The sequence below is a fragment of the Herbaspirillum sp. Her4 genome, assembly GCF_057961335.1.
The window spans coordinates 3,152,176-3,173,821 of record NZ_CM176330.1; the positions used below are offsets into that span (position 1 = coordinate 3,152,176).

Annotated in this window: 16 protein-coding genes; 11 read left to right on the top strand and 5 right to left on the bottom strand. The window is 64.2% G+C overall.

What is annotated here, in order from left to right:
- Positions 1 to 128 precede the first annotated feature (128 nt).
- Positions 129 to 8,096 carry a beta strand repeat-containing protein gene (locus ACWFUC_RS14240; RefSeq protein WP_489637624.1) on the top strand — a complete coding sequence of 2,656 codons (7,968 nt, stop codon included), beginning with the start codon at positions 129 to 131 and terminating at the stop codon, positions 8,094 to 8,096.
- A 52-nt stretch (positions 8,097 to 8,148) separates the two neighbouring features.
- Here ACWFUC_RS14240 and ACWFUC_RS14245 read toward each other — a convergent pair whose 3' ends face one another.
- A complete protein-coding gene (locus ACWFUC_RS14245) occupies positions 8,149 to 9,645 on the bottom strand; it encodes an aminotransferase-like domain-containing protein (protein ID WP_134222015.1) in 1,497 nt (498 codons plus the stop codon).
- Positions 9,646 to 9,811: 166 nt separating this feature from the next.
- On the opposite strand from ACWFUC_RS14245, the gene ACWFUC_RS14250 reads away from it, so the two are divergent.
- The 5 genes from ACWFUC_RS14250 (at position 9,812) to ACWFUC_RS14270 (ending at position 14,415) form a co-directional block, all read left to right on the top strand.
- Positions 9,812 to 10,897: a threonine dehydratase gene (locus ACWFUC_RS14250; RefSeq protein WP_489637205.1), complete on the top strand. Its 1,086-nt coding sequence runs from the start codon at positions 9,812 to 9,814 to the stop codon at positions 10,895 to 10,897.
- Positions 10,894 to 11,493: a LysE family translocator gene (locus ACWFUC_RS14255; protein WP_310835306.1), complete on the top strand. Its 600-nt coding sequence runs from the start codon at positions 10,894 to 10,896 to the stop codon at positions 11,491 to 11,493. Before ACWFUC_RS14250 ends, ACWFUC_RS14255 begins: the two co-directional genes overlap by 4 nt.
- 57 nt (positions 11,494 to 11,550) lie before the next feature.
- Positions 11,551 to 12,474 (top strand): DMT family transporter, encoded by a 924-nt coding sequence (locus ACWFUC_RS14260; RefSeq protein ID WP_489625238.1) that lies wholly within the window; start codon positions 11,551 to 11,553, stop codon positions 12,472 to 12,474.
- Between the two features lie 200 nt (positions 12,475 to 12,674).
- Complete coding sequence (locus ACWFUC_RS14265) at positions 12,675 to 13,133, top strand: RidA family protein (RefSeq protein ID WP_039786637.1); 459 nt, start codon at positions 12,675 to 12,677, stop codon at positions 13,131 to 13,133.
- 85 nt (positions 13,134 to 13,218) lie between these two features.
- Positions 13,219 to 14,415: an aminotransferase-like domain-containing protein gene (locus ACWFUC_RS14270; protein WP_039786579.1), complete on the top strand. Its 1,197-nt coding sequence runs from the start codon at positions 13,219 to 13,221 to the stop codon at positions 14,413 to 14,415.
- Between the two features lie 109 nt (positions 14,416 to 14,524).
- Here ACWFUC_RS14270 and ACWFUC_RS14275 read toward each other — a convergent pair whose 3' ends face one another.
- Positions 14,525 to 15,631 (bottom strand): MBL fold metallo-hydrolase, encoded by a 1,107-nt coding sequence (locus ACWFUC_RS14275; protein ID WP_489625239.1) that lies wholly within the window; start codon positions 15,629 to 15,631, stop codon positions 14,525 to 14,527.
- 80 nt (positions 15,632 to 15,711) lie between these two features.
- Complete coding sequence (locus tag ACWFUC_RS14280) at positions 15,712 to 16,095, bottom strand: tautomerase family protein (protein WP_489625240.1); 384 nt, start codon at positions 16,093 to 16,095, stop codon at positions 15,712 to 15,714.
- Between the two features lie 154 nt (positions 16,096 to 16,249).
- Here ACWFUC_RS14280 and ACWFUC_RS14285 point away from each other — a divergent pair, with 154 nt between their 5' ends.
- Positions 16,250 to 17,095 (top strand): LysR family transcriptional regulator, encoded by an 846-nt coding sequence (locus ACWFUC_RS14285; RefSeq protein WP_489625241.1) that lies wholly within the window; start codon positions 16,250 to 16,252, stop codon positions 17,093 to 17,095.
- 20 nt (positions 17,096 to 17,115) lie between these two features.
- Here the strand turns inward: ACWFUC_RS14285 and ACWFUC_RS14290 are convergent, their stop codons facing one another.
- Together ACWFUC_RS14290 and pdxR are read right to left on the bottom strand one after the other, a co-directional pair.
- Positions 17,116 to 17,568 (bottom strand): carboxymuconolactone decarboxylase family protein, encoded by a 453-nt coding sequence (locus ACWFUC_RS14290; protein WP_121039295.1) that lies wholly within the window; start codon positions 17,566 to 17,568, stop codon positions 17,116 to 17,118.
- A gap of 98 nt (positions 17,569 to 17,666) precedes the next feature.
- Positions 17,667 to 19,139 carry a MocR-like pyridoxine biosynthesis transcription factor PdxR gene (pdxR, locus tag ACWFUC_RS14295; protein ID WP_489625242.1) on the bottom strand — a complete coding sequence of 491 codons (1,473 nt, stop codon included), beginning with the start codon at positions 19,137 to 19,139 and terminating at the stop codon, positions 17,667 to 17,669.
- Between the two features lie 96 nt (positions 19,140 to 19,235).
- Between pdxR and ACWFUC_RS14300 the strand changes: the two genes are divergently transcribed.
- From ACWFUC_RS14300 to ACWFUC_RS14315, 4 genes are all read left to right on the top strand, one after another.
- Complete coding sequence (locus ACWFUC_RS14300; RefSeq protein WP_489625243.1) at positions 19,236 to 19,721, top strand: GNAT family N-acetyltransferase; 486 nt, start codon at positions 19,236 to 19,238, stop codon at positions 19,719 to 19,721.
- Complete coding sequence (locus ACWFUC_RS14305; RefSeq protein ID WP_489625244.1) at positions 19,718 to 20,335, top strand: FMN-dependent NADH-azoreductase; 618 nt, start codon at positions 19,718 to 19,720, stop codon at positions 20,333 to 20,335. Before ACWFUC_RS14300 ends, ACWFUC_RS14305 begins: the two co-directional genes overlap by 4 nt.
- A 158-nt stretch (positions 20,336 to 20,493) precedes the next feature.
- The gene (locus ACWFUC_RS14310) at positions 20,494 to 20,949 is read left to right on the top strand and encodes an Hsp20 family protein (RefSeq protein WP_034336500.1); all 456 of its coding nucleotides are present in this window, start codon (positions 20,494 to 20,496) and stop codon (positions 20,947 to 20,949) included.
- 258 nt (positions 20,950 to 21,207) lie between these two features.
- Positions 21,208 to 21,576, top strand: coding sequence for an Hpt domain-containing protein (locus ACWFUC_RS14315; RefSeq protein ID WP_134222026.1), 369 nt, complete (start codon positions 21,208 to 21,210; stop codon positions 21,574 to 21,576).
- Positions 21,577 to 21,646: the final 70 nt, after the last annotated feature.

Here is a 21,646-nt window from a genome sequence, read left to right on the forward strand (position 1 = left end):
TCACCCCGAACCAGATTCAGATTCAGATTCGACATCCGAACGATCTTCGATAGCGAGGAAACATGGCAACCGCAAGCTCATCACAAGCGAACTCCGCGGACAAGGTAGCAGGACCCGTGCGCGTGGTCATGCCCGACCAGGCCGGCAGCTTCCAGGTCAGCGCCAACCGCGCGGCCGTGCAGCACGTGCAGGTGGTCGACGTGGACATGGTGCTGCACATGGCCGACGGCACCAAGGTGGTGCTGGCCGGCGGGGCCATGGAAGCCATGGACGACAAGTCCAAGGTCAGGTTCTCCGACACCAGCGCCGATACCGGCAAGCTGCTCGATACCGTGGGCAAGATCTCGCTCAAGCCGAACGACCAGTCGCGCGTGCTCAATTCCGATCCGGTCGCCTCTGCGCCCAACGTGGCCCCGGCCCAGCAGGTCACGGTGGACCGCAACTCGGCCAGCGTCGGCAGTGAAGGTGCGACCCAGTTCGCCCAGATCATCAGTGACAATGCCGCCTCGCTGACCAGCAGCAGCGGCACCGGCAAGACCGCCAATTCCACCGGTCCGCTGACGGCCGGCGACACCAGCCATTCAACCGTGACCAGCACGGCGGCCGCCGCAGTGGCCTCGCAATCGCAGCCGACCACGCAACCGGTCCAGCCGCAATCGGTGATTGCGCAGACCGCCAATCCCAACGCCAACGAAGCGCCGGTCAAGCCGGTGGAGCCGCAACTGCCGCCGGAACGTCCGGGCAGCAAGCCGTCCACCATCGTGGTCGATCCCTCGCAACCGTCGATGGCGATCAAGCTGGTCAACCTGGCCACCACCACGCAGACCGGCGACACGCTCTTGGGCAGCGGCGGCATTCCGGTCTCGGCCACCGACGCCGGCCTGCCGCTGCAGTTCAGCACCCAGGTCATCAATGCGCCCGACAGCGTGCATACCATTTACGCAGCGGGCAACAACGCCGGTACCTTCATCAAGGTGTTCGACGTCACCATCACCGGCAATGGCACGGTGCTGTCGGTGACGGTCTCGGGCGTGCCGGCGGGGATGTCCATCGTCAACGGGACCGACCTTGGTGGCGGACGTTTCCAGATGACGGTGGCGGCCGGCCAGACCGACTTCCCGTTACAGTTCCAGTACAGTACGGTGGAAGCCAATTCAGCCTCACCGGTACACCAGGCCTTCGATCTGAGCTTCAGTACCGTGGTGGCCACCTCCAATGGCCAGCTCACCCTCAACGACACGCGCCACGTGGCCATCAAGGATGCCACCGGCTATGGCGACCTGAGCTATCTCGATCCGGCCACCGGCGACCCGGTACTGGTCCTGCCGGCCCAGGGCCTGCCGCACGAGATCCATGCCGGCAATGGCGGCGTGACCGTCTATGGCAGCAACGCCAATGACGTGATCTATGGCGGCACCGGCAACGACGTCCTCATCGGCGGCACCGGCAATACCTTCTTCGAGGGCGGCGCGGGTGCCGACCAGATCGTGGGCGGCGTCAACAGCACCGGCACCAATGTCAACACGGCCAGCTATGCCGGGTCATCGGCTGGCGTGACGGTCAACCTGGTGACCGGCACCGGCACCGGCGGCGATGCCCAGGGCGACCAGCTGAGCAACATCCAGAACCTGCGCGGCAGTGCCTTCAGCGATACCTTCGTCGCCAACGCGGCGGTCAATCGACTGGACGGTGGCAGCGGCGGGTCCGATACAGTGTCATACGCTTCCTCGAACAGTGCCGTGACAGTCAACCTGGTCACCGGCACTGGCACGGGCGGATACGCGCAGGGCGATACCTATACACATATCCAGAACGTCATCGGCAGCGACTACAACGACATCTTCGTCGCCAGTGGCGATGCCAACCGTTTTGATGGCGGATCGGGCTCCAATACGGTGTCCTACGCCAGCTCCAATGCCGGCGTGAACGTCAACCTGCAAAGCGGCGTGGGCAGCGGCGGAGCGGCGGCGGGGGATACCTACGTCCGTATCCAGAACGTGATCGGCACCGCCTTCAACGATACCTTCGTCGGCAGCGCCGACGCCAACAGCTTCGACGGCGGCAGCGGCGGCAGCGATACCGTCAGCTATGCCGGCTCGACGGCCGGCGTGTCGATCAACTTCGTGTCCGGACGCGGCACCGGCGGCTATGCTGAAGGCGACACTTACAACCACATCCAGAATGCGGTCGGCTCGGCCTTCGATGACGTCTTCATCGCCGGCGTGGACAGCGTGCACTTCGATGGCGGCAGCGGTGGCTCCGATACGGTGAACTACGGTGCCTCCACCGGCGCGGTCACGGTGAACATGATCACCATGAGCGGCAGCGGCGGCTACGCGCAGAACAATACCTACACCAACATCCAGAACATCGTCGGCAGCTCCTACTCCGATACCTTCATCGCCAGTGCCGCCGCCAACAATTTCAACGGCGGACTGGGCGGTTCGGATACGGTCAGCTATGCCAACTCCAATGCCGCAGTGACGGTCGACCTGACCCACACCGACGGCACCGGCACCTCCGGCGGCTATGCTCAGGGCGACGTGCTGGCACATATCCAGAATCTGATCGGCAGCGCCTTCAACGACACCTTCATTGCCAGCGCCGACGTCAACAATTTCAACGGCGGCGGTGGCTCCAACACGGTCAGCTACATCTTCTCGACCGGTGGCGTGACGGTGGACCTGACCAATGCGATTGGCACCGGCACCGGCGGCTACTATGCCGCAGGCGACTCCTTCAGCAACATCCAGAACCTGATCGGCAGCGCCTACGACGACACCTTCGTGGCCAGCGCCGACGCCAATACCTTTGATGGCGCGGGCTCCAACCACAACCGCGTCAGCTATGCCGCCTCTACCACCGCAGTGACGGTGGACCTGAACTTCACCGATGGCACCGGCACATCCGGTGGCTATGCGCAGGGTGACAAGCTCTCCAACATCCAGGACCTCACGGGCGGTGTCGGCAATGACACCTTCGTGGCCAGTGCAGCAGCCAACAACTTCGACGGCGGGGCCGGCTCGAACCGGGTCAGCTATGCCGCATCGAACGCCGGGGTCACGGTGGACCTGGTATTGGGCAGCGGCAGCGGCGGCTATGCCGACAACGATACCTACGTCAACATCCAGAACGTCACCGGCAGCACCGGCAACGACACCTTCATCGCCAGCCTGGCGGCCAACGACTTCGTCGGCGGGGGCGGCACCAATACGGTCAGCTACGCCAAGGCCAGTGACGGCAACGGCGTCACCGTGGACCTGTTCCATGGCACCGGCAGCAACGGCTTTGCGGGGGGAGATACCTACAGCGGCATCCAGAACGTGATCGGCTCGGCCTACGATGACACCTTCATCACCGACAGCAACACCAACGTCTTTGCCGGCGGGCTCGGTTCCAATACGGTCAGCTACGCCTTCTCGACGGCAGCCGTCACCGTCAACCTGGTGACCGGCAGTGGCAGTGGCGGCTTTGCCGCAGGCGATACCTATACCGGCATCCAGAACGTGATCGGCTCCGCGCTGGACGATGTGATCATCGCCAGCAGCGAAGCCAACAGCATCGATGGCGGCACCAGTACGGCCAGCTCGCACAACCGCGTCAGCTATGCCAGCTCGGATGCCGCGGTCACGGTGGACCTGAGCTTCAGCAATGGCAGCGGCACCTTCGGTGGCTATGCGGCCGGCGACAAGCTGGTCAATGTGCAGGACCTCACCGGCAGCATCTACGACGACACCTTCGTCGCCAGTCTCGCGGCCAACAATTTCGACGGTGGCACGGGCTCGCTGCACAACCGCGTCAGCTATGCGCACTCGACCGCCAGCGAGACCATCAACCTCTTCACCAGCAGCGGCAGCGGCACCTATGCGGCGGGTGATACCTACACCAACATCCAGGATGTGACCGGCGGTTCGGGCGATGACCTCATCATCGCCAACGTGGCTGCCAACTTCATCGATGGCGGCAGCAGCACGTCCAGTTCGCACAATCGCGTGAGCTACGTCAACTCGACCGTGGCCGAGACCGTAGACCTGTTCAATGGCGTGGGCACGGGCGGTACGGGCAGCCTGGCCAATGGCGACACCTACGTCAATATCCAGGACGTGACCGGCGGCAGCGCCGATGACACCTTCATCGCCAATGCCGCGGCCAACAATTTCGATGGCAGCGGCGGCACGCACAACCGCGTCAGCTATGCCAATTCCAGTGTCGATGAAACGGTCAACCTGATCATCGGCCAGGGGAGTGGCGGTACCGGCAGCCTGGCCGCAGGCGATACCTACACCAACATCCAGGACGCTACCGGCGGCAGCGGCAACGACACGTTCTACGGCAATGCCGTGGCAAACCGTTTCGATGGCGGTGGCGGCAGCCACAACCGGGTCAACTACAGCGGTTCCACCGTCTCCGAATCGGTGAACCTGTTCACCGGGACCGGCACGGGCAGCACCGGCAGCCTGGCCAATGGCGATACCTACACCAACATCCAGGACGTGACCGGCGGTACCGCCGATGACGTCTTCACGGCCAGCGCGGCGGCCAACAATTTCGATGGCGGCACCGGCTCGTTGCACAACCGGGTGAGCTATACCAATTCCACCGTTGACGAAACCGTCAACCTGGTGACCGGACTGGGCAGTGGCGGCACCGGCAGCCTGGCCAATGGCGACACCTACGTCAACATTCAGGACGTCACCGGCGGCGGTGGCAACGACACCTTCTACGGCAACACTGCCGCCAACAATTTCGATGGCGGCGGCGGCAGCCACAACCGGGTCAGCTACAGTACCTCCACCGTCGCGGAGACGATCAACCTGTTCACCGGCAATGGCACGGGCAGCACCGGCAGCCTGGCCAATGGCGACACCTACACCAACATCCAGGACGCCACCGGCGGTTCGGCTGACGATCTCTTCGTGGCCAGCGCGGCGGCCAACTATTTCGATGGCGGCACCAGCACGGCCAGTTCGCACAACCGCGTCAGCTATGTCAACTCCGCAGCTGACGAAACCATCAACCTCTTCACGGGACTGGGCAGCGGCACGCTTGCCGCCGGCGACACCTACACCAACATCCAGGATGCGACCGGTGGCAGTGGCAACGACACCTTCTACGGCAACAGCGCGTCCAACAATTTTGATGGCGGTGGCGGCACGCACAACCGGGTCAATTATTCCAACTCCACGGCCGATGAAACCGTCAACCTGATCGCAGGCACCGGCAGCGGCGGCACCAACAGCCTGGCCAATGGCGATACCTACACCAACATTCAGGACGTGACCGGTGGCAGCGGCAATGACACCTTCTACGGTACGACGGCCGCCAACTTCTTCGATGGCGGTGGCGGCAGCCACAACCGCGTCAACTACAGCAGCTCCACCGTGGCTGAAACGGTCAACCTTTTCAACGGCACCGGCAGCGGTGGCGCAAATAGCCTGGCCAATGGCGATACCTATGCCAACATCCAGGATGTCACGGGCGGCTCGGCCGATGACGTCTTCATCGCCAACAGCGCGGCCAACTTCTTCGACGGCGGTACCAGTACGTCGACCTCGCACAACCTGGTCAGCTATGCCAATTCCAGCGCCGACGAAACCGTGAACCTGGTCACCGGCACCGGCAGTGGCGGCACGGGCAGCCTGGCCAATGGCGATACCTACATCAACATCCAGGATGTCACCGGTGGTGGCGGCAACGACACCTTCTACGGCAACAGCGCGGCCAACAAATTCGATGGCGGTGGCGGCACCCACAACCGCGTCAACTACAGCACCTCGACCGTCTCGGAAACCATCAACCTGTTCAACGGCACCGGCAGCGGTGGCGCGAACAGTCTGGCCGACGGCGATACCTACACCAACATCCAGGACGCCACCGGCGGTACCGCCGATGACGTCTTCATCGCCAGCGCGGCGGCCAACGCGCTCGATGGCGGCACCGGCTCGCTGCACAACCGCGTGAGCTACGTCAACTCGACCGCCGATGAAACCATCAACCTGCTCACCGGTACCGGCAGCGGCGGCACGGGCAGCCTGGCCAATGGCGATACCTACGCCAACATCCAGGATGCCACCGGCGGCAGCGGCAACGACACCATCGTGGCCAGCCAGGCAGTGAACTTCCTGGACGGCGGCGCCGGTTCCAATACGGTCAGCTATGCGGGTACGCCGAGCAGCAACGGCTCCACCGGCGTGACGGTGAATCTTTCGACCGGTATCGGCAGCGGCAACTACGCCCAGGGCGATACCTATGCCAACATCCAGAACGTGATCGGCAGCGCCTGGGCCGATACCCTGACCGGTTACGCGACGGCTGGCGTCACTTCGGTGCTGACCGGCGGCCAGGGGGCCGACAGCCTCACTGCGGTGGTGGCCAACCGTGCCGACACCTACGCCTCGTATGCCGGTTCTTCAGCGGGTGTGAGCATCAACCTGCAGGCCGGCACCGGCACCGGTGGCGATGCCCAGGGCGATACGCTGTTCAACATCGACAACGTCATCGGCAGCAGTCTCAACGACACCTTCTTCGCCAGCGCCAATGCCAACAAGTTCAACGGCGGCGCGGGTGGTTCCGATACGGTCAACTATTCGCTCTCCACCAGCAGCGACAGCACCGGCGTGACGGTGAACCTGTCCACCGGCGTGGGCAGCGGCAACTATGCGCAGGGCGACACTTACACCGCCATCGAGAACGTGGTCGGCAGTGCCCAAAACGACACGCTGACCGGCTTTGCCACGGTGGGGACGCAGTCCGTGCTGGAAGGCGGCGGCGGGGCCGACACCATTACCGCGGTGCTGGCCAATCGCGCCTTCACTTATGCCTCCTATGCCGGTTCGGGAGCGGCGGTGACCATCGACCTCAAGAACGGCACCGGCACCGGCGGCGACGCCCAGGGCGATATCCTGGTCAACATCGACAACGTCATCGGCAGCGCCTCCAGCGATCTGTTCAAGGCCAGCACCCAGGCCAACAAGTTCGATGGCGGCAGCGGCGGGGTCGATACGGTCAGCTACGAGTACGATACCGGCGGCGTGACGGTGGACCTCACCAATACGCTGGCGGCGACCGGTACCTATGCGGTGGGCGATACCTTCACCAACATCGCCAACCTCACCGGCGGCTCGGGCAACGATACCTTCTATGCCAGCAGCGTGGCCAACGCCTTTGATGGCGGGGCCGGCAACAACACGGTCAATTACGCGCGCTCGGGCAGCACGGCGGTCGTGGTGGACCTGTATCACGGCACCGGCAGCGGCGGCTATGCGGCGGGGGATACCTACGTCAACATCCAGAACGCGACCGGCAGCGCCGGCAGCGATACCTTCTACGCCAACAGCGCGGCCAATGTCTTCAACGGCGGGGCAGGGGGCAGCGATACGGTCAGCTACCTGTATTCGACCGGCAGCGCGATCACGGCCAGCCTGGTGTCGGGTGCGGGGGGCAGCGGCGGCGACGCCAGCGGCGACAGCTATGTCGGCATTGCCAATCTGGAAGGCAGTGCCAACGTGGACAGCACGCTGACCGGCAACAGCGCGGCCAACGTGCTGTCGGCACGCGGCACGGCGACCACCAACGTACTGAGCGGCGGTGGCGCGAGTTCGGGCACTGATGTGTTCAACGTGGTCGATGGCGGCCACAATTCGGTGACGGTCGGCAGCGGCAACAACCTCATCAACGTCAGCGCCGGTTCGCACAGTTCGGCCGGGGCCCAGAGCGACATGGTCAACCAGACCACCGGGACCTCCAACATCAACAGCATCAGCGGTGGCGCAGGGGTCACGACGCTGCACTTTGCGGACCTGGGGTCGTCACTGAACCTGAGCAACTTCTCCAGCAAGGTCACCGGCATCACCACACTGGACGTCAGTGCCGGCAGCGGTACCAACGTGATCATCACGGCCGACGATGTGCGTCAGATGGGCATGGCCGGCAGCGGCATCTCGAAGATCCTCACGGTCAAGATGAGTACTTCCGAGAGCTTGCAGATCATGGCCAACGGCTCGGACCATTACGTCTACTTCCCCGGCACGACCGACTATGCCTTCTACAACGCCAGCAACCAGGAAATTGCCCGCATCCACCTGGTCACTGCCTGATGTGATGTGACGATGATCTGAAGCGGGGCTGCGTGCGGGAACAGGGCGATGGTCAGCGGTCCATCGCCTTTTCCAGGAAGCGCCAGATGCCGGGGTCCGACATCCCGGCGACGTTGATGCGCATGCGGGTGGAAGGCAGTTGCGCAGGCGAGAACAGGCTGCCCGGTGCCAGCAGGAATCCCTGTTCCATCGCTTCTTCGGTCATGACGTTGGTATCGCGCCCGGTATCGACCCACAGGAACATGCCGCAGGGCGGCGGATCACCGACTTCCATGCCCATGCGTTCCAGCTGGCGCATGACCTTGTCGCGCGCACCGTTCAAGCGCGCGCGCAGGCGTTCCGCATGCTTGCGGTAATGTCCTTCGGAGAGCACCCGGTAGGCCACCCGTTCACCGATTTCTCCGGTAGTGAGCGTCGAGAGCAGCTTGCGGTCAGCCAGGCTGCGCGCCAGTTCGGCCGAGGTGGCGATGAAGCCCACGCGCAGGTTGGCCGACAGCGTCTTGGAAAATCCCCCCAGATAGATCACCCGCTGCAGCTGGTCCAGCGCCGCAATGCGCGTGGCCGCCTGCACCGCGGAACCCGGATGCATGTCGCAATAGATGTCGTCCTCGACGATGATGAAGTCATGTTCCTCGGCGATGCGCAGCACCTGGAAAGCTTTGGCGGCCGACAGCGAGGTCGAGGTCGGGTTGTGCAGCACCGAGTTGATCACGTACAGCTTGGGCTTGTGGATCTCGGCCAGTTCGCGCAGCTGGGCGATGTCCGGGCCATCGGCCAGCCGCGGAATGCCGACGATCTTGGCCCCCAGTGCAGCAAAGGACCCGAACATCAGGAACCAGGCCGGATCATCCACGAAGATCACGTCGCCCGGCCGCAGGAAGTGGCGTGCCACGGTATCGATGGCTTGCGTCACGCCCGTGGTCAGCACGAACTGGTCGGGCGCGGCGGCGATTTCCAGCTCGGCCAGTTTCAGCTGCAATTGCTGGCGCAGCGGCAGGAAGCCCAGCGGCGTCCCATAACCCAGCAGCAGCGAAGGATTGTCGCGGCTGATGGCGCGCAGGGCATTGGCGATCAGCTCGCCATCAAGCCAGTCCGGCGGCAGCAGGCCGCCACCGGGCATCTTGTGCGGCGGCATCTGGCGGAACATGTTGCGCACCAGCCAGACCACATCCAGCCCGCGTTCGGCCTCGGCCACCGCTTCGGCCTGGGCCGCCAGGTTGCCGTAACCGTTGGCGACGGCCACCCGTTCCTTGACGAAGAAGCCCGAGCCCCGGCGTGACTCCAGATAACCCTGGGCCACCAGCCGGTCAAAGGCTTCCACCACGGTAAAGCGCGAGATCTCGTGGGCATCCGCAAACTGCCGGATCGAGGGCATGCGTGCCCCGCCGCGCAGGAGCTTGTCGTCGATGCGGGCGCGCACGCCGCGCACGATCTGGTCCACCAGCGATTCTCCGCTCTCGCGCACCAGCATGGGCCAGCCGGGGAGGGCGGTGTCCGCGGGAACTGTCTTGGCCGGGATGCTGCGCAGATGCTTGACTGTATTGGTCATTTTACCGTGACAATGTTTGAAACTATTTGGAAAAGTGTATAGGTACTGTACTGGTATTGTCGGCTAGGATGTCAGCCAATGCAAGAGTAAGTGGCCTGGCGACAAAGTGCCGGGTGACACGTTGATCAGTGCTCTTGTTTCGCATCTTTTCGAGGAGACCAATGTCATGACCAGCCTGTCCATCCAAGCCAGCCAAGCCCCGCGTACTGCCAGCGAACTGTTGCCCGGCCTGGGCGAGATCGAGCAGGCGGCCGGCATCGTCTATGCCGGCATGGCCCCGACCCCGCAACTGTGCTGGCCGCTGCTGAACCAGGCACTGGGTGCCGAGGTGTGGGTCAAGCATGAGAATCACGCACCGACCGGCGCCTTCAAGGTGCGAGGCGGCATGGTCTATCTGCATCACCTGGCCCGGCAGCAGCCGCAACTGTCCGGCGTCATTTCCGCTACACGCGGCAATCACGGCCAGTCGGTCGGATTGTCGGCGCGCCGCTTCGGCATTCCCGCCACCATCGTCGTGCCCGAGGGCAACAGCCGCGAGAAGAACGCCGCCATGCGCGCCCTCGGCGTCGACCTGATCGAACACGGCCGCGAATTCCAGGATAGCCGCGAGCACGCCCAGCGCCTGGCCTGCGAGCAGCAGCTGCACATGATCCCTTCCTTCCATCGCGACCTGGTGGCGGGCGTGTCGACCTACTGGATGGAATTGTTCGCCGCCCAGCCCGCGCTGGACGTGGTGCTGGTGCCCATCGGCCAGGGCTCGGGCATGTGCGGTGCGGTCGCGGCCCGCAATGCACTGGGGCTCAAGACGCGCATCATCGGCGTGGTCTCGGCGCATGCGCTGGCCTACAAGCTCTCGTTCGAAGCGGGCCGCAAGATCGAGGCACCGGTCTCGACCTGCATCGCCGATGGCGTCGCCTGTCGCGTACCGGACCAGGCGTCGCTGGACGTGATGCTTACCGAGGTTGACGAGGTCGTCGCGGTGACCGATGAGGAAGTGATGGACGCCATGAAGCTGGCCTTCATCGCTACCCACAACGTGGCCGAAGGCGCGGGGGCCTGTGCGCTGGCGGCCGCTCTGCAACTGCGCACGCGGCTGCGCGGCAAGAAGATCGGCGTCACGCTGTCCGGCGGCAATGTCGACCATGACGTGTTTGCCAGTATCCTGGCGCGCCCCGGTGCGGCCGCCGATGCACTGCTGGCGCCGGCCCAGGTGGTGTCGCTGGCGCAGGCCGCGCAAAGGAGAAACGCATGATCGAAGCCTTGCTGCCGCTGATGTCATTTGCCTTCGTCTCCTCCATCACGCCGGGGCCGAACAACATCATGCTGACCTCCTCGGGCATCTGGTTCGGCTTTCGTCGCTCGCTGCCGCACATGCTGGGCATCACCTTCGGCTTCGGCGTGCTGCTGGCCGTATGCGCATTCGGTATAGGCGAGCTGGTGGTGGCGGTGCCGCAAGTGGTGCTGCTGTTGAAGGCACTGGGCTGCGCTTATCTGCTCTACCTGGCCTGGCAGTTGCGCCGCATGGCCGTCTCCGGGGCGGGTGAGCGGGCGGTGCGGCCGATGTCGTTCCGGGCGGCCGCCATGTTCCAGTTCGCCAATCCCAAGGCCTGGGTGATGGCCATCACCGGCGCCTCGGCCTTCATGCCGTTGTTGCATAAGCAGTCCGGATGGCTGGCCATCCTGATTTACTGTGCGGTGTTCTGTGCCATCAACCTGCCTTGCGTGTCGGTGTGGGCCGGTGCCGGTGCGCTCTTGCGGCGCTATCTTGAACAGCCCCGGTGGCGCGCGATCTTTGCGGCGGTCATGATCCTGCTGACACTCTATTCGGCGCTGGCGATCTGGCTGTAGCAGCAGGACATGGAAATCATTTATATCAATAACGCGTTTTGACCACAGGGGACCTTCATGCAAGCTAGCAGCAAGACCAGCCACCCCGCAACAGCGCCCGGCGCCGGCACGGCCCGTCACGAAAGCCGCGGCATGTGGCTGGGCCTGATCGGCGTGGCCATCTTCAGCCTCACGCTGCCGTTCACGCGCATTGCGGTGGCCGAGCTCAACCCGGCCTTCGTGGCGTTCGGCCGTGCGGTCGTGGCAGGGGTCTGCGCACTGGCGCTGCTGGCCTGGATCAAGGCCCCGCGTCCGACCCGGCAGCAATTGCGCGGCCTCGTCATCACCGCCCTGGGGGTGGTGGTGGGCTTCCCGCTGTTTTCCTCGATTGCGATGCGTTATGTCCCGGCCGCGCATGGTGCCGTGGTGGTCGGCCTCCTGCCGCTGGCCACGGCCCTGTTCGGCGCGCTGCGCTTCGGTGAGCGGCCTTCGAAAGGTTTCTGGCTGGCCGCGCTGGCGGGCTCCGGCATCGTGATCGCCTTTGCCCTGCGCGAGGGGGGCGGCAGTTTCCATCTGGCTGATTTCGCGCTGTTTGCCGCCGTGGTCACTGCGGCCATGGGCTATGCCGAAGGCGGACGCCTGGCGCAGACCATGGGCGGCCAGAACGTCATCGCCTGGGCGCTGGTGGTGGCCTTGCCGGTGATGCTGCCGGTGTCGGTGTGGCTGGGCTGGCAGTACGGCGTGAGCGCTTCGTCGCCAGCCTGGCTGGCCTTTGCCTACGTATCGCTGTTCTCGATGTTCATCGGCTTCTTCTTCTGGTACAAGGGCCTGGCCCTGGGCGGCATCGCCCGGGTGGGGCAGGTGCAATTGTTGCAACCTTTCATGAGCCTGCTGGGCGCGGCGGTGATTGCCCATGAAGCGCTGGATGCGAGCAACATGCTCTTTGCCCTGGCCGTGATCGTGGTGGTCGCTATCGGCCGCCGCATGGCGGTGCGCCGCTGAAGGCCGCGCAGGCAGGGTGCGGCAAGCCGCTGACGCAGCTCTGACCGGGTTTGCGAGCCGAAATAGTTCAGCTGGGTCGGGCTAAAGCGGCTGTTTTTTGAGATAATCGAACACTTGTTTTTTCACATTTTGTCAACGCGCAACGCGCGAGCCATTTGCCTTTTGGCCGCAAGCGGGCGCTGTCCAACAGGGAGTACCGCATGTCCGTCTATGAAAAGCTGAAAGCACTGAACATCGAACTGCCCGCCGTGGCCACCCCGGCAGCAGCCTATGTGATGTATGCACAAACCGGCAATACCGTCTTCCTCTCCGGCCACCTGGCCAAGAAGGATGGCAAGGTTTGGGTCGGCCAGCTGGGACGCGACATCGGCACCGACGACGCCAAGCTGGCCGCGCGCGCCGTGGCGGTGGACCTGATCGCGACCCTGCAGGCCGCCTGTGGCGGTGACCTGACCCGCGTCAAGCGCATCGTCAAGCTGATGAGCCTGGTCAATTCGACCGGCGAATTCACCGAACACCACCTAGTGACCAATGGCGCTTCCGAGCTGATCGGCGAAGTCTTCGGAGACGCCGGCAAGCACGCCCGTTCCGCCTTCGGCGTGGCGCAGCTGCCCATGGGCGCTTGCGTCGAAATCGAAATGATCGCCGAGATCGCCTGATCGCCTTGCATTAAAGGGCGGTGGCGGCCACAGTAGCCGCCCGGCCCCACGACCTCACACACCGAACACAGACTGAACGACCCGTATGAAACTCGAAAATCCCGCACCGCTGCAGTGGCAGTTCTCCCAGCGCGCCGAAGCCATGAAGAGCTCGGCCATCCGCGAAATCCTGAAGGTGACGATGCGTCCGGACATCACCTCCTTCGCCGGTGGCCTGCCGTCACCGCTGACCTTCCCGGTCGAGCACATGAAGACCGCCTTCGACCGCGTGCTGAGCCAGCAAGGCAAGATGGCCCTGCAATATGGCCCGACCGATGGCTACCTGCCGCTGCGTGAATGGATCGCCGCGTCGCTCTCCACTGATGGCGCACAGATCACCGCCGAACAGGTGCTGATGGTCTCCGGATCGCAGCAAGGCCTGGACCTGCTGGGCAAGGTCATGATCGACGAAGGCAGCAAGGTGCTGGTCGAGACCCCCAGCTACCTGGGCGCACTGCAGGCCTTCTCGCTGTATGGTGCCAAGTTCGAGTCGGTGCCCAGCGACGAATTCGGCCTGCAACCCGAGACCATCGAAGCCATCGCCGGTGGTGCGCGCATGCTGTATTCGCTGCCCAATTTCCAGAACCCGACCGGCCGCACCCTGCCCACCGAGCGCCGCTTCAAGCTGGTGGAAACCTGTGCCCGCCTGGGTTTGCCGCTGATCGAGGATGATCCCTACGGTGCCCTGAGCTACCAGAATGCACCGCTGCCCAAGATGCTGTCGATGAATCCGTCGGGCGTGATCTACATGGGTTCCTTCTCCAAGGTGCTGACCCCCGGCATCCGCCTGGGCTACGTGGTGGCGCCGCGTCCGCTGATCCTGAAGATGGAGCAGGCCAAGCAAGCCACCGACCTGCACACTGCGCAGCTGACCCAGATGGTGGTGTACGAAGCCATCAAGGATGGTTTCCTGGACCAGCACGTGCCGACCATCCGCAAGCTCTATGGCGACCAGTGCCAGGCCATGCTGGACGCGCTGCAACAGTACTTCCCGGCCAGCTGCAGCTGGAGCAAGCCGGAAGGCGGCATGTTCATCTGGGTGACGCTGCCCGAGCACCTCGATGCCAGCGCGCTGTTGAACGAAGCAGTGGAACAGGAAAAGGTCGCCTTCGTCCCCGGCGCACCGTTCTATGCCAACGTGGCGCAGAAGAACACGCTGCGCCTGTCCTTCGTGACCGTGCCGCCGGAGCAGATCCGCGCCGGTGTGGAGCGCCTGGGCAAGCTGATCGCTTCCAAGCTGTAATCAGCTCAGCCCGGTTCACACTGCAGCCGTAGCGCGTTTTCGCTATCGCATGCTTCCCAAGGCCCGCATCGGAAACGATGCGGGCCTAGTTGTTGATGCACTCCTTGATTCACTGATCCAGCTTGAGCGTCTCCCCATGCTTGAGCGCAACAAACTGCTCCTGCGGCAACCCCGCCTCACGCAGGGCCTTGGCCAGTTCCTTGGGCGGCTCGTCGAGCGGATCGTCGGCCAACTCGAAGGTACCCCAGTGAATGGCGACCGATCGCTTGGCCCGCACGTCCTCATGGATCAATACGGCCTGGGCCGGGTCCACGTGCTGGTTCTGCATGAACCAGCGCGGCGCGTAGGCCCCGATGGGGATGAGCGCCAAATCGAATCGGCCGAAGCGTTCGCCGATGTCGCGGAAGTCCTTCGAATAGCCGGTATCCCCCGCAAAATAGACCGAGAAGGGCTCGGCACCCGCTTGCTGCGCCGCCGCCTGGATGACCCAGCCACCCCACAAGGTCTCTGAACGGTCGAACACGCCACGCGCCGACCAGTGCGTGGCCGGGACGAAGTAGATGTCCAGGTTGTCCATCACGGTCTTGTCCCACCAGTCCATTTCCTTCACGTTGGTGATGCCCCGCGACAGGAACCAGTCACGCACCCCCAGCGGCACCAGAAACAGCGGCGGTCCGCCCGCCTGAAGATTCAGTTGCTCCACGCTCGCCTGGTCCAGATGGTCGTAGTGGTTGTGCGAGATCACCACCACGTCGATATGCGGCAGCTCGCTGATCTGTACCGGCAGCGGCACCTTGCGCGACGGTCCGATGAAGGAGAAGGGCGAGGCCCGCTGCGAGAACATCGGATCGGTCAGCACGTTCTTGCCGCCCAGTTGCACCAGCGCCGTGGCATGGCCGATCCAGGTCACGCTGGGACTGCCGTGGTTGGCCTTCAGCCAGGCGAGGTCAGGCTTGACGACGGGAAACTGGTAATTGTTTTCGGGCGGCTTGGGCAGGCCCTGGGTCAGGCGCTCCCACTGCCATTTCAAGAGGGAACCGCGTTCGGGCTGCGGGTAGTTGTTGCGAAACCCCGTCTCGGTGCGATTGCTCTTGTTGGGATCGTAGTACTTGCTGGAGGAAGAGCAGGCAGTCAGCCCGGCCGCCAGCAGCACGACCGCCAGGCCACGGGTGAGGTGTCGCAAAGGCTGCCGCAGGCAGGATGTCGCAGGGGGCATGGAAGAGGCGCGGCAGCCGCGCAGTGATGACGATGAGCGACATCCTAGCAGGCCGCAGCGCGGCCTGCAGCCGGTGCGTGCTACATCACGTACTGTGCCAGCCCGCGCCCGAATGACCAGTTCCCCTTGTCGCCCTCGACCAGGCTGATCATCACGTCATCCGGCCCGATGCCGGGGTTCTGCTGCAGGCGCGCCACGATGGCGGCGTAGAGCGCATTCTTCTGGGCCTGGGTGCGGGTATTGCTGACCGTCAGCTGGATCAGCACGAAGTCATCCGTGCGCGCCATGCCCATGTAGCTGCGGCTGAAGATCAGGTCTTCCGGATCATGCTCGGTGATGACCATGAAGCGGTCTTCCTCGGGCACATTGAAACTCTCGCGCAGGGCTTCGTAGATGTTGTCGGCAATGGCGCGGCGATAGCTGCGGGACTTGCCGCGCAAGACGGAAATGTGGACCAGGGGCATGATGTTCTCCTTGCAGGTGTGGTTGAAATGGCGGAGCGCTTGCTCTCCATGCCTTGCATGCTATGCTGGTGCAATCATTTGAAAAACCACTGATTGATGATTTCAATGATTGAAATTCGTCATCATTGATCTTGGACCATGAGGGCCCCGCACCATGGATAAACCGCTGGATCTGGACGCCGTCCAGGCTTTCGTCCTGGCCGCCGACCTGCAAAGCTTCACCCGTGCGGCCGAAGCGCTGGATAGTACGCAATCGGCCATCAGCCTCAAGCTCAAGAAGCTGGAACAGCGGCTGGGCCGTCGCCTGCTGGAACGCACGCCGCGCCAGGTGCGCCTGTCGGCCGAAGGGCAGCAGTTCCTGCCGGCCGCACGCAGCCTGCTGGCCGCGCATGAGCGCGCGCTGGAACAGTTGGACCAGGGGCCGGTCCGCTTCTCGGTCGGCATCAGCGACCACGTGGCCGGCGCCACCTTGCCGCGTGCGCTGGCGCAGGTCCACGCGGTCGATCCCGGCGTGGTGGTGGAGGTACGCGTGGGTTCCTCGCATGACATGATGCCTGCCTATGAGCGCGGCGAGCTCGATGCCGTCATCGTGCGCCGCGAACCGCAGGACAAGGGCGGCAAGCTGGTCATGGAAGAGCGCATCGGCTGGTTCGCCCATCCCGATGCGCAATGCTGGGCCGGTCCGGCCTTGCGGGTGGCGACGTTTTCCTCGGCCTGCCGCATCCGCGAGCTGTCCTTGCGGCGGCTCGATGCGGCGGGGATCCCGTGGGTGGAGGTCTTCGTCGGTGGCGGCATTCTGGCGGTGGGGGCGGCGGTCAGTGCGGGCCTGGCGGTGTCGGCGCTGCTCCACCGCAGCGCACCGCCCGGCGCGGTGGACATGGGCGAGCGCCTGGGCTTGCCCAAGCTGCCGCTGGCCCAGGTAAGGCTGCATGCCCGGCTCAAGGAGCCGCGCCTGCAGAGTGCGCTGCGCACGCTGGTAGCGGCGTTGAAGTCGGCCTGAGGCTCGCCCGCACCAGCGTCTCAGGTGCGCGCTGCCTGTGGCTGCATGCGGCCAGGAATGGCCAGCCGGTTCATGGCATTCATCAGCGCGATGGCGATGGTCAGTTCGCTGTACTCCTGTGCGGTGAAGTGCTGGATCACGGCCTGGTAATCCGCATCCGGCGCGGCCGTCTGGTCGATGCGCGTGACCACTTCGGCCCAGGCCAGCGCGGCCTGCTCGCGCGGGGTAAAGAGCGGGCCGGCTTCCTGCCAGACCGGGACCAGCACCAGCTTGTCGACCGGCATGCCGCTGCTGAGCAGGTCACGCGAATGCTTGTCGATGCAGTAGGCGCATCCGTTGATCAGCGACACCCGCAAAAACACCAGCTCCACCAGGTCGGCGGGCAGGCTGCATTGCTTGAGATGACGGTTCACGGCCAGCAGGCCGTCGTAGGCGGCGGTGGCATTCTTGTAGAGATCGATGCGGGCGGACATGGGGACTGGCTCCTGGATGTGATGGAAACGAGTCGCCATCATGCACCTGCATGGACCAGTCGATAAGTGCCAAGAATGGTGATTTGCACTAGTCCATGTCAGGCCGGTGCCAGCAGGGGCAGGATACGCCTTGCCAGCTCGGCGGCACGGCGGCGGCTGTCGATGTTGGTGAAGCTGAGCATGATCATCGGTGGCACTCCGGGGCGCGGTGCCAGCAGGCACTCTGACAGGGCGCGGCTGAACATGCCGTGCTGGCGCATCTTTTCCGCCAGCAGCCGGTCCGAGCGGCGGCCCTGCAGACGCAACAACAGATGCATGCCGCCGGGCGGCGAATCGATCCGGACATGGGAATGCAATACGCCTTCCAGACCGGCGATGGCCATGGTGCGGTGCTGGGCATACAGGCGCCGCATGCGCTGGATATGGCGGGCAAAATGCCCCTCGGCCATGAAGTCGGCGACGATATGCTGCGTCAGGGCTGGCGCGGCACCCGAGAAGAGCTGCGCACTGTGCCTGAAGCGCTCCACCTGCGAACGCGGCACCACCAGGTAGGCCAGGCGAATGGCCGGGAACAGCACCTTGCTGAAGGTGCCGGCATAGAGGACGCGGTCCTCGCGGTCGAGGCTCTTGAGTGCGGGCAAGGGCCGGCTGACGTAGCGGTATTCGCCGTCGTAGTCATCTTCCACAATCCAGGCCTGTTCACGCGCCGCCCATTCCAGCAAGGCCAGGCGGCGCGGCAGCGACAGGGCCACGCAAGTCGGGCTCTGATGCGCCGGCGTGACCACGGCGGCGCGTGCGCGGGCTGCATGGCGCAGGCCGTACTCGACCTGCATGCCGTCGCCGTCTACCGGCACGCCGGCCAGCTGCATGCCGGCTTCGCGCAGCAGGGCGGCGGTCGGGGCGTAGCCGGGGTCTTCCACCCAGATCTTGTCGCCCGGCTGGAGGAGGGTGCGGGTGATCAGGTTCAGGCTGTCGCGATAGCCGGAGGTGACGAAGACCTGTTCGGCCCGGCAATCGATACCGCGTGACAACTGCAGGTAGCGCGCAATTTCCGTTCGCAGCGCCATCAGTCCGGCCGGGGAGGGATAGAGCATGTCGGCGGCTTGCGTGGCCCGCGCTGCGCGTGCGGCCAGGCGTGCCCAGATCTTGCGCGGAAAGGCGTCCAGCGCCGGGATGCCCATCTGGAAGGGACGCGGGCCTTTGGATTCGGCCTGTCCCTCTTCCGGCAGGAGAGGATGGCGCGCGGCCACCGGCGATGTCCGTGAAGGAGCCGCCGTTGCCTTGCTGGCCGCTGCCTGCACTGCCGGGCGGACCCCGGCGGCAATGACCGTCCCGGCTTGTCCGCGCGCCTCCACGTAGCCCTCGGCGGCCAGCAGCGAATAGGCGGCCTCCACCGTGCCGCGCGCCAATCCCAATTCCGCAGCCAGTGCCCGTGCCGAGGGAATGCGGTCACCCGGCCGCAGCAGTCCGTCAGCCACGGCGCTGCGCAGGCGTGCGTAGATCTGGCGGTAGTACGCTTCGCCGGTGCTGCTGTCGAGGCGGATCAAGGATGAGGGAGGCAGAGAAATCATGGACCAGTCGAAATGTCATTTCTTGGATCTCCCGATTATGCCATCGGCTCATTAGGATGAAGCTCCTTCCACTCTGATGGCATCGAAGTTTCTACCATGGACCAAGTTTCCGAGATCACACCTGTGCCTCACTGGCATCTCACCGACGACGCGCTTCGTCACGCCGATACAGTCTCCGACCAGCTGGCCTGTTTTCCCGTGATGCACGAACTGCGTTCGCACCTGCGCGACAGCGAGGAGTTCCTGCAGCGCATCGGCCGCGCCATCCCGCAGGGTTACCGCATCCTGGCCGCCTGGGATCGGGGAAAGGTCGTTGCGCTCGCCGGTTATCGCTTTCAAGAGAACCTGGTCTATGGTCCTTTCCTTTATGTCGATGACCTGGTGGCCGCCAGTACTGAGCGCGGCAAGCGCTGGGGCGAACGGCTGCTGGCTGCGATGGAGGAGGTGGCGGCCCAGGCCGGCTGTGTCCGCCTGGTGCTCGATACCGGCATGGCCAATGCGCTGGCACAGCGCTTCTATTTCCGCCAGGGCATGCTGACTGGCGCGCTGCGCTTCGGCAAGACCATCGGAGGTGTCGCATGAAGATCCTGCAGCTGCTTGCCTCGCCGCGGCAGGAGGCTTCGAATGCCTGGTGGCTGTCGCGCCAGATCGTCGAGCGCATGGGCGCACAGCATCCACAGGCACAGGTCATCCTGCGCGACCTCTACGCCAGCGGCATTGCGCATGTCGATGCTGCCTATGCCGATGCGCTGGGCTCCCCCTTTGCCTTGGACGGCAGTGATGCGGGGCAGGGCACGCTGGCCCTGTCGGACCGTCTCATTGAAGAACTGGAGCAGGCTGACCAGGTGGTGATCGGCACGCCCATGCACAACTACACCGCGCCCTCGGTCCTGAAGGCGTGGATCGATCACGTGGTGCGGGTGCGCCGGACCTTTGCCATCACCCCGGATGGCAAAGCGGGCCTGCTGCGTGACCGGCCGGTGCATGTGGCGGTGGTCTCCGGCGGGCGCTTCACCGGCGCGTCGGCACGGCAGCCGGATTTCCTTACGCCCTATCTGAAGGTGGCGCTGGCGACCATCGGTCTGCATGACCTGCGCTTTACCGTGATGGAGGGCCTGGCTGCGGGCGCGCAGGCGGTACGCAACGAGCGCGAGCGTGTTGCTGTGGAGCTGGATCGGCAATTTTCAAGGGGCTGACAGGACTTTTCCTGAAGGAAAAACGGGCGATCTGCTCGCTCGATTTTTTTCGAAAAAAATCCCTTGAAAACCAAAATCCCCATCCCTAGATCGGTACCAGCAGATGCTCGACGTTGAGGTCTGCGACGAAAACATCGCTTAACTGAAAGGATATTTTTATGCGTACTTTTGATCTCTCCCCCCTGTACCGTACCGCTATCGGCTTCGATCGCCTGGCCCAGATGTTCGACAACGCCCAGCGCGCTGATCAGCCCAGCTATCCGCCGTACAACATCGAACTGGTGGCCGAGGACAAATACCGGATCACCATGGCCGTGGCTGGTTTCGCCCGCAGCGAAATCGACATCGAGACCGAAAACGAAACCCTCAAGATCACCGGCCGCAAGCAGAAGGAAGACAAGCAGGTCAACTTCCTGCACCGTGGCATCGCCGCCCGTGACTTCGAACAGCGCTTCCAGCTGGCCAACCACATCAAGGTGGTCGGTGCCAATCTGGAAAACGGCCTGCTCAACATCGAGCTGGTCCGTGAAATCCCCGAAGCACTGAAGCCGCGCAAGATCGAAATCGGTGCCGCCGAGGACAGCAACGTCCAGCGCCTGGAACGCGCTGCCTGATCGCTTCACTGCAGCAGGGTGCGGCCTTCGTCTGCAGGGCCGCACTTCCATCAGCCGCCCGTCTCACCGGGCGGTTTTTTGCGTGCGTCACCACAGTTGTGATTGACGACAGTTACCTGCTTGGTTACGTTACACACTTCACCGTACTTCAGTCACCGCTCACGACCCGGCGCGCCCGTACGCCGGACCAGCTGCACAAAACAAATTGGCACAGGAGCAATATCTTGCGTATATTGCGTCGGCCACAGGGAGAAACGCGTGAACGACCACCGATACCAGCACATCAACCCCGAACCCTTGCTCGATGCCATGGGTGGCGATGCCGCTGCCTGCCGCCACATGTTCGGCACCTTCGCCCAGAGCGCCCCCGCCACCTTCGACCGGCTGGCGCAAGCCATCCGCGCCGATGACGCCGCCCAGGTCAAACGCGAGGCACACAGCCTCAAGAGCATGACCGCCCTGGTCGGGGCCGGCGTGCTGACCGAACTGCTCAAGAGCGTGGAAACCCAGTCCCGCGCCGAACCGCCCCAAAGCGCCCAGCCGCAGTTGCCCGAATTGCAGAGCTTGTTCACCGCCGTTGCCGCCGAAGTGCGCCATTACGTCGACCAGGTCGGTGTGGCGCAATAAAGCTGCGGTGCCCGGCGCGTCTTTCCGAATTTTTCGCATTTTTTGCACTTCCCCCCGCAGACGCCTTCCC